Raw genomic sequence first — 12435 nt, forward strand, 5'->3', positions numbered from 1 at the left:
CAGTGCATGGTTAGCCGGGCAGCCGCAAGCGGCGCAGCAAGCGCTTCCACCGCGACTGGCCGACATAGGCCAGCGCGGCGGGAATCGTCAGCCTCACGCGCGTGCCGATCAACGGGCTGTCGATCACCAACGCGGCGCCGATGCGCGCGGCACGCTCCGCCATGCCCGGCAGGCCCCAATGGCCGGCGCGTTTACCTTCCGACAGGATCTCGGCGGGAATACCCTTGCCGTCGTCGGCCACCTGCATGACGAACTGGTCGGCACCGTAGCGCAGCGTCACCTGGATCGACTTCGCGCCGGCGTGGCGGAAAGCGTTCATCAGCGCCTCGCGGCCGATGCTGTAGACCTCGCAACTCGCATCTTCCGTCAAGTCCACCGCGTCGCCTTCGCTGCGCAGGCTGAAGACGCTATCGTGACTCTCCTGCAGCACCTCGCCGACGATCGTCAGGCCGCGCTCGAGATCGCCGTCGCTCATCGCGCTCGAACGCAGGTCCTGGACCTCGTCACGCCCCTCCTCGATCACGCGGTCGGCCAGCAGCAACATGCGCTCCAGACGCGCGCGGGTGGATGAATCTCCCGGCAAGGCGCTCATCGCGTTCTGGAAGCCCAGCACCAGTCCCTGCACGCTTTGCAGGAAGGTATCGTGCAACGTGCGGGCGATACGCTCGCGTTCGGCCATGCGCTCGGCGATGCGCAAGGTGGCCTGGCGCAGCCACAGCCGATACAGCAGGTACAGCAAAAAGGCGGCGACCAGCGCGCACAGGACGAAGAACAGCGGCGTTTGTCTGAACATCGGCAGAATAGTCAGCGTGATCGAGGTGTCGCGCTCGTTCCACTGCCCGAGCTCATTGACGGCGGCGATGTGGAAGCGATAGTCGCCCGGCCCCACGTTGGTGTACGACACGGCGCGGCGGTTGCCGGATTCCTGCCAGTCGGCATCGACACCCTCCAGTCGATACCTGAAGCGTACCATTTCCGGCATCCTGTAACTGAGCGCGGTGAACTCGATGCGGAACGAGGTCGTGCCCGGCGCCAGTTGTACCGCTTTCGAAAAATCCAGATAGCGCCTGCCCTTGGCCACCAACGTCTCGACCACCACCTCCGGCGCATACTGCGGCGGATAGGATTTGGTGGTATCCAGGCGGACCATGCCGGTGGCGCCGACGAACCATAGCTGGCCGTCGACGTCGCCCAGGGCCGTGGTCCCGCGGGTGCTGGTATCGGCAAAACCGGGATAGCCGTCCAGTACGCCATACAACACGTATTTCAGCGGTACGCCGGGCGCGGCCGTCGCGGCCTTCCAATCCGCCGCCTTAACGTGAACCACGCCCTTGCTGCCGTTGAGCCAGCGGTCGCCGTTGGCGCCCACCACGGTGCCCGTCACACCCGCGAGCACATCGGGATCGGCGGCGACCAGGCGGTGGAACGCGCCGCCGCGCAACACCGCCAGGCCGCCGATGCCGCCGGCCACGACTTCGTCGCCGGCGACGTGCAGATGAGTGGACGGGCCGATATCGTTCTCCGCCGACATGCGATAGCGCGTGAAGCCGCCATTATCGAAATACACGATAGTCCCGTCATCGTAGCAAAGCCAAAGCGTTCCCTTGCCGGCGCCCGCATCGGCCACGAAGCGGCCCGGCGGCAAGCCCAGATCGGCCTGGCTGGTCCATTTGCCGTCCACCAGCCTGAACATACCGCGCCGCGAGATCGACACCCACAAGCCGACGCCATCGTCGAACACCCGTCCCACGCCCACAGGGTCGCCGGTGTCGAGCGGGTCGGGCGGATAGGCGATGCGCTCGGAACGATCCGGATAGCGCCGCTCGATCGCGTCCGGGCGGGCCAGCAGCAAGGCGCCGTCGCGGGCGTTGCCGATGGCGCCGACATCGCCGGGCGGGAAGCGTTCATCGATGGCTTGCGCGCCGTCGGCCCGCAGGCGCCACACTTGCCCCGATGGCAGACTCAGCGCAAGCACATGGCCCGAGTCGTCCCGCGCCAATTTAAAGGCGCGCCCGCCGCCGGCCAGCTTGACCGGCGCCAGGCGGTTGTGACGGAAGCGCTCCACGCCGGCCTGGGTGCCGATCCAGATGCTGCCGTCGCGGTCCTCGAACAGGATGTTTCCGGTCAGGCTGCTGAGCTGCCAGGGCTGGTCCAGCCGGTGCCCGGGCCGGGCGTTGGGGGTCATCAGTCGGCTGGGCATGGCCCCCACGCCATCGGTCCGGCAGACGCCGACCGGACAGGCCAGCGCCCAGAAATTGCCATCACGGTCGAACAGGCCGTTTTCCTGGCCCTGCGATTGCGCCAGCCAGGCCGGACGCGGCTTGAGCGGGCCCACATGCTGGGCCGGCACCGGTATCAGCCGGTCGTGCATATCCTGCCACAACCGTCCATCCGGCGATTCGATCAGGTTGACGGTATGCACATCCTGGCGTTGCACCTGGCGGAAGTTTTTGGCGCCGGCGGGCCGCACATACACCGCGTGGCCGACGGCGACCCAGACTTGTCCGTACTGATCGGCGACCACGTTGGACACCTCGCCCGCCGGCAAGCCCAGTTCCGGCCCGACGTTGTGCCAGACGCCGCCGCGCAGTTGCAGCAGCGCGCTGGTGGTGGCGACCCACAGCTCGCCGCGCTCATCGGTGGTGGCGCTGGTCACAGGCCCTATCCGCGCTTTGCCCACCATGGCCGGGTAATGGGTGATATGGCCGCCATGCAGCCGACTGAGCCCGCCAAACAGGTAGCCGATCAGCAAATCGCCGTCGCGCAGCGCCGTCAGCGCGGTCACGGGACGCTTGGGCGCGGTCTCGCCGTTCAAGGCCTCGAAGCGCTGGAAGCGCATGCCGTCAAAGCGGTAGAAGCCGTCGACGCTGCCGATCCACAGCCAGCCATCGGTGGTCTGCGCCATCGACGACACCTGCGCCGGTGCGCCGTCCTTGCCGGTCCAAATGTCGTGATGCAGCTCGTCGAGGGGAACTTTGCCATCGAGCGCCATCGCGTTGGCAGACGCGAACATCAACAACACCACTAGCCGACGTAACGACAGCAACATAAAAGTCATACGGCGAAAGAGAAATTAACAACCCGCCATCATAGGCGATTTTCCCTACAACCACATCAGGGGCATCCACCACATGACGATTGCTATCGAAACCATAGTAATAATAAAATTTACCAATCGCCTGCGGGCGCGTATTCTGACAACTCCAACCCAGCCAAACGAGTATCGTCATGAACAAGTCCGCAGCAGCCATTTCCGTCCGCCCTCTTCCGCTCAGTGGCATTTTGTTGGCACTCGCGTATGCCGTGGGCATGCTGGGTACTGAAATGCTGGGATGGGCCTTGTTCGCGGTGGGCGCGATAGCATGGATGATGGCGGACGGCAGGACGGTGGTGCGCATGCTCACGCGCAGCACGCCGCATCACACGCAGCGCCTGATCACCTACAGCACGCCACCGGCGATCGCCCTGCTGGCCTACATGACACTGGCCGGCGCCCAGGCCGATGCCGTCGTCGGCGGCGCACTGGCCTTGCATGCCTTGCTGGTCTGGGCGGTGCTGATGGGCGCGGCCTACGCTGTTTCTCAACAAACAGCGGTAAGCCAGCGTATTTAAAGCGGATTTCGCAGATATCCACACCAACTGTGGATAACGTTGTGAATAACCCCCACTTGACAGCAGAGAACGCCTTTAACGACGGGGGTTTTAATAAAATGCCCAATCCGAAGGCAGATTTTTTCCCCAATAAAATCAATTACTTACAACATCAAATTTTTTAGCCGCCAAACTTTTTGAGGCCGCTTGAAAAATATTTTTCTGTGCATAAGTAGGGTGGGAGACAACTATGTCACGCCGCACAGGGGAATCCTTTGACAAAAGTACGTGTGAGGAATAGTGTGGCTCTGGAGGTACGCATGGCCTTCATAGACTCGCCTCGGGATTGATGCATGAACCAGAATGACGATGACACCGATTGGATGATAGAAGATGAGGTTGCACCGGTCGGCGCGCCGCAGGCGGGAGCGCCGTCGGCGCCACCGCCGTGGCGGATACTGATCGTGGACGACGACGTCGATGTCCACGTGGTCACCAAATTTTCGCTTAGTAATGTGTGTTTCCTCGGGCGGCGACTCAGCTTTCTGCATGCCTACAGCGGCGAGGAAGCCCTGAATACGCTGCGCAACACGCCCGACATCGCGCTGGTGCTGCTGGACGTCATCATGGAGACCAGCGACGCCGGCCTCAATGTCGCGCGCCAGATCCGCGACGCGCTGCATAACCAACTGGTGCGCATCGTGCTGCGCACAGGCCAGCCGGGACAGGCGCTCGAACACAGCATCATCCTGGACTACGATATCAACGATTTCTGGTGCAAGACCGACCTGACCACGCGCAAGCTGTTCACGACCGTGATCTCTTCGTTGCGCGCGTATAACGGTTTGGAAGAAGCGCACCGGCAAACGGTGGCGCTTCAGACACAGCTGGACCATGCGCAGCGGCTGCTGGCCGCCGTCGACCAGCACGCCGTCATCATGACGTTGACTCCGCGCGGGAAGATCGCCACCGTCAACGACAAGTTCAGCAGCGTCTTGCAGTTCACGCGAGACGAACTGATCGGGGCCGATCTGCGCCTGTTGCATCCGCCCCCCTACCCGCAGGATCAACTGGCCGATGCCTTGCAAGCCGTCAAAGAGGGAGAAAGCTGGACCGACGTCGTCACCGCCTGGCGCCGCGACGGCCAAGAGGTGCGGCTGCGTGTGACAGTCAGCCCGCTTGAAGAACCGGCCACGCCATACATTGTGGTGGCCAGCGTTTTGCAACCGCTCAAAAAATCCTTCTAAGTTACGGATTGTTAAGCACTTTTTCGGATATCCACAGCCTCTGTGGATATCTATGTGGACAACACCCCATTGACATCGCGGAACGCCTGTAACGACGCGGTTTTCTACAAACTGCCCATCCAAAAGGCAAAATTAAAGCCCTTGGAAATCAACAACTTACGGTGACATCGATTGTTACACGAAATTATCTAAAAAAAATTCTTGTCAACATGATGTGTGCATAACTAAACACAAATCCGGTTCATGCCCAGGTCAGTGATGCTCCCTGCGGCGTTGCTCTGGATGCAGCAAGACGCGTTCGATCACCTGCGGCGCGACGTTGTGCGACTTCATATACTCGATCGCGCAAATCGTATTGAAACTCGACTGAACAATGATGCCGCGTTCGACGACGGCGCTGCTGCGTTCGTCATGCCGCTGCTGAGTGAAGTCGGCTTTCGGGACGGATTCCAGACGGGGGGATAGGAGTGCGTTCATCATGATCCTTTGCAAGAGGTTGAGGGACATTTGATCCCGATCAAAGTGACGTGCAACGAGAGTATGAGCGACACGAACTCAAAGTCAATGTCAGGTTCCTATCATTCCGAAATTAAAATATTGCTCGTACTGAACGCAATAGACATAGGGCAATAACCGGGGCGATAATGAACGGATGACTCCAGAGACGCCGCGCCCCCGCCCCACTTCGCTGTTTGATTTATTCCTATCGTTTACCATCTTGGCCTTGCAAGGCTTCGGCGGCGTGCTCGCGGTCGTACAGCGCGAGATGGTCGAGCGCAAGCGCTGGCTTACACAGGATGAGTTTGTCGAGGACTGGGCGGTCGCCCAGATCATGCCCGGTCCCAACGTGGTCAACCTGTCGCTGATGATAGGCAGCCGCTACTACGGCCTGCGGGGCTCCATGACGGCACTGGCCGGCATGCTGACGGTGCCCTTGATCGTCGTACTGTGCCTGGCGCTGCTGCATGCGCAATACGCCAACCATCCAGGCGTCGCGGGCGCGCTGCGCGGCATGGCGGCGGTGTCGGCCGGCATGATCGCCGCCACCGGTGTCAAGCTGGCCTCGGCGCTGCGCAAGCATCCGTTGCCGATGTGGCTGACCGGCATGATCGCCGTGCTGTGCGTCGGCTTTGTCGTGGTCATGCGCTTGCCGCTGGCCTACACCCTGCTGATACTCGGCAGCATCGCCGTCACCTTGACCTACCGCACCATGAAAGCGAAGTTGCCATGAGCGCGGCGCCGATCCATATCGTTTTGAGCTTTACCGACTGGCTGAACCTGTTCGGCCATTACATGCTGTTGTCGCTGCTGTCGATCGGCGGCGCGATCTCGACCACGTCGGAGATGCACCGGTTTCTGGTTGAGGAGCACCATTGGCTGACGCAATCGCAATTCAACGACTCGATCGCCATCGCCCAGGCCGCGCCGGGACCGAACGTGCTGTTCGTCGCGCTGATGGGCTGGAACGTGGGGTTGAACGCCGGCAGCTATGCGGCGGCGTTCGCCGGAGTCGCGGTGACGATGTTCGGCGTTCTGCTGCCCAGCACCACGTTGACGTATCTGGCGGCGCGCTGGGGCCACCGCAACCGCGAACTGCTGGGTGTGCGGGCGTTCAAGCAAGGCATGACGCCGGTGGTGGTGGGATTGATGGTGTCCGTGGGGATCATCCTGGGCAGCGCCAACAGCAACTGGACCACCGACTGGCCGTTGTGGCTGTTGTCGGTGGTGGCCGGCGTGATCATCTGGCGCACCAAGCTGCACTTGCTGTGGTTGCTTGGTGCGGGCGCCGCGTTGGGTTGGTACGGGCTGGTGTGAACTGATCTATCTGACAGCAGTTACTTTGCCGTTAATCAATACTTTTCGTGCAGCGTTTGCGGATTTTTTTTCGGCCGTTCACGTAGGTCGTGTTGATCTGTTCATAGCAGGAGAAGTCGCCGTCCTCGTCCACCAGCATCGTTAAAGAAGATTCACTTTGCAGGACGAGTTTGCCCTTTCGCCAGCAATGGGTCGCCGCATACATATTTTCGGCACCACCCTTCCACGAACTCGTCACGCAATTTGGGTTGCCGGGATCGATATCGATCCCTCCGATGTCGGATAGCACCTTGCTGAAAACGAAGCGCCGGCTCGCGCGGTCGTAAAGAAACACGGAACTGCTTTCATTGCCTATCGCCGCCATGGCGCTGGTGACAGCCAGGTCACCACAACCGTCGTTATTGAAATCGCGGGAGTACAAGGACTCGCTGTCAGCCCGATAATTTTCCACGTGCTCAAGTACCTGAAGAATCTTGCCGCTTTTAATGTCTTCAACTTGCACACTGCCAACTTGCGATTCGACGCCACCCTCAGGCAACCATTTAAAGCGCAATACTTCTTCGGGACGCGGACCGCACCATGGGTCCGCCCATGCGGAAGGCGAGCATGACAAAAGCACGGTAAGTAAAATGATTAAACGTAGCATATTTTCCCCAACAATGGCTGCCATGTGAACGGCGCTTGGCAAGGGACACATCTTACAGAATGATCGAGTCCCGCGCCTGCGTTGGGGCGACTGCTGCGGTCGCCCTGTTACAAGCATCCGCTTTCTCGGCCATTTCGCCCAACCAACTTGCCCTCGTTCCACGGGGTAGGTTGGCTAAAACCTTTCACTTGCTCGTTCCTGATAGACCTCCCGGATGGCGCTCTATAATGCTAATGCCAGCTTCGGCGCGAGCACGCAGATGGCGTGACAATTGTTGAGTTTTTCAGTTGCGCAAGATGATATCCTTGCAAACCGGCCAGTCGGCCAAAAGCGGACCCTTCTATCAAAGTTTGGATTAAATAAGGCGCATGAAATGGGCGAAAAGCCCGCTGTCGCAAACCTGCACTTACCATGTCGTAAATTCTGTGAACGCTCAGTCCTGAATGCCAATCATCTTGATCATGGAGGAATACATGCAACCTGTACTCAGTCGGATAATGCTGTATGTCAAAGATGTTCAGACGACTACCGACTTTTACCAAAACCATTTTGGCTTCATAGCGGAACGTGCTCCTGATGATAGAGTCGTCGAATTGATACCGGAGAACGGTGGTGTGATTATTATGGTTCACCCCGCAGCAAAAGGTGTAAAAATAGGACAGGTTACAGTCAAGCTGGTCTTTGATATCGAAGACGTCGGTGGATTCATGGAAAAGAGCCTGGCAAAAGGCTTGGCATTCGGCGCCATACACAAGGCCAAAGGTTACACCTTCGCTAACGCCAAAGATCCTGATGGTAATTCCATCTCCATATCAAGTAGAGCGTTCGCTACGGCCGTTAACTAGATCAAGCGCTACTATAGCCAAGCATACGTCCTGGGCGACCACTACCGGCAACTAGCGTACCTACCCTCAATCGAGCCACCCCAAACAAAAATGATTGCCTCTTTATGCATATCGTTCTACCACTCATCCTTCTGTGGTCAGTCTCCAGTTCCGTCCTGGCGCAATCCAAGACGGACCAGCCTCCTCCCGAAGCAACTCAGCAAGTAAACGTGGCGAGTAGTAAAGATCCAGACTGGAAACCGTACCGCAAAATGCTGGAGGGAATAGATGCATTCGACCGCTACCATTCTCTGGCGCCGCAAGCCCAGCTGAAATTTATTCTACGCCCACAACAGCCTCAGCTGACAACATCCGAGCTCAAACTTCGCATCGTCGGGGATAATGTGGACATCGACGTTCCGATTGCAGCCGACCTAACTTTCTCGGTACCCCGCGACGATTCTGCCGCAAAAGATGATGCCGACCTCCGGCTCAGTACCAAAAAGGGCTTGTTCCGTTGGCGGCCGGACATCCACACTGCAGGCATCCCTCTCGGAACGAGGCGCTTGGGTGATCTACGCTTGGAATGCGAAGTGAGATGGGCTGTCGACAAATTTGACGCGTCGTTGATCAAACTGGCCTATCTAGTCCCTTTAGGCGGAGTTTGTCATACCTCGAGAAGTCGAGTTTTTTATTCGACTAACGCTCCCATTACGGGTGCTACGCTGGTGTCAGGTTCGCGCCGCGAAAGCCTTCCGGTAGAGCGTCTAGATGCAAAAGACCGCGCGCGTTATGCACCACCGCTGCATGATCAAAGCTGGCCGGATGACACGCTGGTGGAATTTGAGCCCGCGATACCGAATAACGCCACAGCAGCCGATACGGTTAGCTTGCCGTCATCGGCCAACAGCAGCCACTGAATTATCTTGTAAATGACAGAGACGACGCACCGTTCCGATGAACCAGGAGAAGAAAGTGTCTCTCGATGAATTGATGAAGGTTAACAGTAACCCGTCCTGGGCGATCAAACTTTCATGCCCTCGCGCGGCACGATTCTGCGCTGCCGCTCTGTCCACGGCGCTGATCGTGCCGTTGACACACGGAGCAGAATCCGAGCAGCATGCGCTCGCCCCTGCGGACGGCGTCATGGAAAAATCGTATGACTTGAAGGTTGACGCCGTGATCAACGCTGCCTGGCTACCCGTGTTTAAGAAATTTCTCGCGGCCGACAGCCGCTCCCCGGTCCACACGATGCTGATCAGATCGCCAGGCGGCCAGGTGAACGCTGCTCTGGATATCGCGGAGTTAATGCACAGCGGTACATGGGACATCACGGTACAGGGCTTCTGCGTTTCCGCCTGCGCGTCGTATATTTTTCCCGCCGCCAGAAACAAGATCGTCCTGCCCGGATCGGTCGTCGGCATTCATTCCAAGAAGCTGAAGCTAAGCGATTCAAGCGGAACACCGGCTTCGCTGTCCGGCAATGAAATCGACCTGGGAAAAATGATCGGGGGACCGCATGACGCGCTGGTGGACGCAGCCCTGCAGCAGACCTATCGCGAGCGGCGTTTATATAACTCCCTCGGCATTTCCGACGACCTACCGCAGGTCTTCGACGACTACGTCACGCGGCGCAAGCGCGTGCTCGGCTTGGAAAACGTCGACGATTATCCTGGCACGCCGGAATGCCCGCGCTTCTCGATTTGGGCGCTGTCCAAACCGCAATTGGAAAGCATGGGCGTCAAGGGTATCGGCGCGTTTTGGTATCCCGCCAGCGAAACGGATAGACAGTTTGCGGAAAAGACGACAAGGTATGCTCCCGGCACCATGTTTTTCGGCGAGGCGAAACAGCTGAAAAGCTTCTGCAACGGCAAGCCCATCGGCTGGCTGCGGCGCATATGGCTCCTCCACGGCCCGACGTATTGAAATACCCCAACCTCACCTGCATCGGGTACGTCGTACGATTGCGCCCTAGCTGCTTGGCCACCTTGTGCGCGGCTTCCGTTTCGCGCCCCGGAAACATGGGGTAAGCCTGAACTTCCGTCATGAGATGGCTTCGTGCTAACGTGAGAATTGGCGAGTTTTGCCTATGAGTAAGCTGCTATCCTAACGCCATCGACCGCGTTCGGCCAGTTGCAGACAAAAGTTTCCAGGTCGTGGCCACCTATTGTCGGCAGTACGCTCGCGAACGCATTTCGAGGCCCGCAATATTAACTTGACGACAAGTATGTCATGGTCGATGATTGCCAGGCGGCACGGCATAGCGCCGCTGCCATCGACCCTGGGGACGACACAATGAAGATATTCAAACTGGCCGCCGGTGTGCTTGCGTGCAGCCTGGCCGGCCTCGCGCCGGCCGCTGATAAGGCCGACGATGCCCAGCTGCGCACGGCCATCGCAGCCAGCCACCGGAGTAGCACCAACGTTGCGCGCGATAGTTGGCGCCATCCTTACGAAACGCTCACTTTCTTCGGTATCAAGCCGACCATGACAGTGCTCGAACTGCTGCCGGAAGGCGGCTGGTACACCGAGATCCTGGCGCCGTACCTTCGAAAGGACGGCAAGCTGATCAGCGCTGGCGCCATATCTAAGACTTTGCTGGAGTCCAACCCGGCAGTCTATGACAAGGTCGCGCGGGGTGCATTCAGTCCGCCAAAGGCCATATACAACTTCGCCCCAGCAAACAGCGTCGACATGGTGCTCACCTTCCGCAACGTGCACAACTTCGTCGACCTGGGCGACGACAAGGTCAAGGACATGTTCAAGGCGCTGTACATCAGCCTGAAGCCCGGCGGCGTGCTGGGCGTGACTGACCACCGCCTGCCGGAATCGATGCAGCAAGATGCCACGGCCACGAGCGGCTACGTTCACCAGTCGTATGTGATCAAGATGTCCGAGAGCGCCGGCTTCAAGCTTGCCGGCAAATCGGAGATCAACGCCAATCCGAAGGACACGGCCGACCACAAGGGCGGCGTATGGGCGCTGCCGCCGACCCTGAGCAACGACGCACTTGATCGCGACAAGTACCAAGCCATCGGCGAGAGCGACCGCATGACGCTCAAGTTCGTGAAACAATAAACGACCGGTGCTCGCCGAGGCCAACGTAACGCCCGGCGAGTATTTGTAGATTTTGATGCAGTGTCGCGCGTCGTCGTGGCCTAAGCTTCTCTTGCGGCTGCATCCGGCCAAAACCGGACTTTCATTTGTTGTCTCGTTGTGAGACCATCATCTAGAACGGCATCGATTTTCCTTTGCCACTAATTTATGATTAACTCGTGACTTGACTATGAAATCAATCCAAGAAATATTTGCAGGAGAATTTGTAGATGCGAGGCTCGCTGTTGTACAAAAGATTCAGCCAAATGAACGGAATCTGGATGCGTTGAACTCGGGATTCACTGAAAATTGGCCACCCCTTCCGCCGGAAAGGCCGGCTGACGTATTTGCGCTTTCAATTGCAAAAAACGATGACAGCAAATGTCAGGAAATCTGGGTCGGTTTTATCAACGATGTTCAACCAAGTACGGAATCTCGGTTTCGTTTTTACGTTGATCGTTTCCGACACATCGGGGAGCACGATCTATCGACTGTATCGGACGCTGACTTTTACGGCCATGGCGGTGGTGGTGGATCACGCAACTATGCAGTTAATCTGTCGGAAACGGGAAGGGAACTTGTATCTAAGCCGCTTGATTTGGAATTGCCGACTGCGGAAGGGAGCAACGAACATCGTCTAGTCTGGGTCAGGAAGAATCATGATAAATTTCGTGATCCTGTTTGGAGACACTGGGAAGGACGGTGCGCGGTAACAGGTTCTGATTGCAATGATCTACTGGTAGCTTCGCATATCCATCCTTGGGCACGAAGCACGCCAAAAGAAAAAACCGACCCAAATAACGGATTGTTGCTTGCGGTGCCTCTAGATAAGCTTTTTGACCGAGGCTGGATTTCGTTCAGTGACTCCGGGAAAATGCTTGTTAAATCTATTCTATCTCAAGAAACGCGTGCTATCTTCGGATTGCAAAAAGAAGATATGAGCTTAAGAATTAGCAAAGTCAGTGACAAGATGTTGAAATATATAGAACGCCACCGAACTCTCCATGGGTTCGATTAAGAGCCGCTTTGGGCGACTTCCGCCGGCAGTGACAAAGCGAGACCTTTCGCATGAGCAAGATACTAACCTGATAGCTACCGCTTGGCACCCATTGCGTGAGACGCAATCGGTGTGGCGGTACCGCCAAAAATACGAATATCTTCGTGCTTGCATGGGATTTTTTCGATTGTGAGAAGTTATTGCAGGGATGGAGCTACA

Annotated in this window: 12 protein-coding genes; 9 read left to right on the forward strand and 3 right to left on the reverse strand. The window is 58.0% G+C overall.

Annotated elements, in window-relative coordinates; all coding sequences use genetic code 11:
- Positions 1 to 10: 10 nt before the first annotated feature.
- A complete protein-coding gene (locus tag AC0IYS_RS19235; RefSeq protein WP_471706681.1) occupies positions 11 to 3013 on the reverse strand; it encodes a sensor histidine kinase in 3003 nt (1000 codons plus the stop codon).
- Between the two features lie 215 nt (positions 3014 to 3228).
- On the opposite strand from AC0IYS_RS19235, the gene AC0IYS_RS19240 reads away from it, so the two are divergent.
- Both AC0IYS_RS19240 and AC0IYS_RS19245 read left to right on the forward strand, forming a co-directional pair.
- Positions 3229 to 3612, forward strand: coding sequence for a hypothetical protein (locus tag AC0IYS_RS19240; RefSeq protein WP_471706682.1), 384 nt, complete (start codon positions 3229 to 3231; stop codon positions 3610 to 3612).
- A gap of 332 nt (positions 3613 to 3944) precedes the next feature.
- Complete coding sequence (locus tag AC0IYS_RS19245) at positions 3945 to 4838, forward strand: PAS domain-containing protein (protein WP_471706683.1); 894 nt, start codon at positions 3945 to 3947, stop codon at positions 4836 to 4838.
- A gap of 252 nt (positions 4839 to 5090) precedes the next feature.
- Here the strand turns inward: AC0IYS_RS19245 and AC0IYS_RS19250 are convergent, their stop codons facing one another.
- Positions 5091 to 5318 carry a hypothetical protein gene (locus AC0IYS_RS19250; protein ID WP_471706684.1) on the reverse strand — a complete coding sequence of 76 codons (228 nt, stop codon included), beginning with the start codon at positions 5316 to 5318 and terminating at the stop codon, positions 5091 to 5093.
- A gap of 172 nt (positions 5319 to 5490) precedes the next feature.
- Here AC0IYS_RS19250 and AC0IYS_RS19255 point away from each other — a divergent pair, with 172 nt between their 5' ends.
- The gene (locus AC0IYS_RS19255; RefSeq protein ID WP_471706685.1) at positions 5491 to 6069 is read left to right on the forward strand and encodes a chromate transporter; all 579 of its coding nucleotides are present in this window, start codon (positions 5491 to 5493) and stop codon (positions 6067 to 6069) included.
- The gene (locus tag AC0IYS_RS19260; RefSeq protein ID WP_471706686.1) at positions 6066 to 6653 is read left to right on the forward strand and encodes a chromate transporter; all 588 of its coding nucleotides are present in this window, start codon (positions 6066 to 6068) and stop codon (positions 6651 to 6653) included. Before AC0IYS_RS19255 ends, AC0IYS_RS19260 begins: the two co-directional genes overlap by 4 nt.
- A 31-nt stretch (positions 6654 to 6684) precedes the next feature.
- Here the strand turns inward: AC0IYS_RS19260 and AC0IYS_RS19265 are convergent, their stop codons facing one another.
- Positions 6685 to 7323 (reverse strand): XAC2610-related protein, encoded by a 639-nt coding sequence (locus tag AC0IYS_RS19265; protein WP_471706687.1) that lies wholly within the window; start codon positions 7321 to 7323, stop codon positions 6685 to 6687.
- A gap of 449 nt (positions 7324 to 7772) precedes the next feature.
- Between AC0IYS_RS19265 and AC0IYS_RS19270 the strand changes: the two genes are divergently transcribed.
- The 5 genes from AC0IYS_RS19270 to AC0IYS_RS19290 all read left to right on the forward strand — a co-directional run bounded on the left by AC0IYS_RS19270 (position 7773) and on the right by AC0IYS_RS19290 (position 12237).
- The gene (locus AC0IYS_RS19270) at positions 7773 to 8144 is read left to right on the forward strand and encodes a VOC family protein (protein WP_471706688.1); all 372 of its coding nucleotides are present in this window, start codon (positions 7773 to 7775) and stop codon (positions 8142 to 8144) included.
- 104 nt (positions 8145 to 8248) lie between these two features.
- Positions 8249 to 9043 carry a hypothetical protein gene (locus tag AC0IYS_RS19275; RefSeq protein WP_471706689.1) on the forward strand — a complete coding sequence of 265 codons (795 nt, stop codon included), beginning with the start codon at positions 8249 to 8251 and terminating at the stop codon, positions 9041 to 9043.
- Between the two features lie 55 nt (positions 9044 to 9098).
- Positions 9099 to 10049: an ATP-dependent Clp protease proteolytic subunit gene (locus tag AC0IYS_RS19280; protein WP_471706690.1), complete on the forward strand. Its 951-nt coding sequence runs from the start codon at positions 9099 to 9101 to the stop codon at positions 10047 to 10049.
- Between the two features lie 369 nt (positions 10050 to 10418).
- Positions 10419 to 11201, forward strand: a complete 783-nt coding sequence (locus tag AC0IYS_RS19285; RefSeq protein WP_471706691.1) for a class I SAM-dependent methyltransferase — start codon at positions 10419 to 10421, stop codon at positions 11199 to 11201.
- 208 nt (positions 11202 to 11409) lie between these two features.
- On the forward strand, positions 11410 to 12237 hold the full coding sequence (locus tag AC0IYS_RS19290) for an HNH endonuclease (protein ID WP_471706692.1): 828 nt from the start codon (positions 11410 to 11412) through the stop codon (positions 12235 to 12237).
- Positions 12238 to 12435 lie beyond the last annotated feature (198 nt).

The sequence above is a fragment of the Duganella sp. AC237 genome (genome assembly GCF_979254035.1).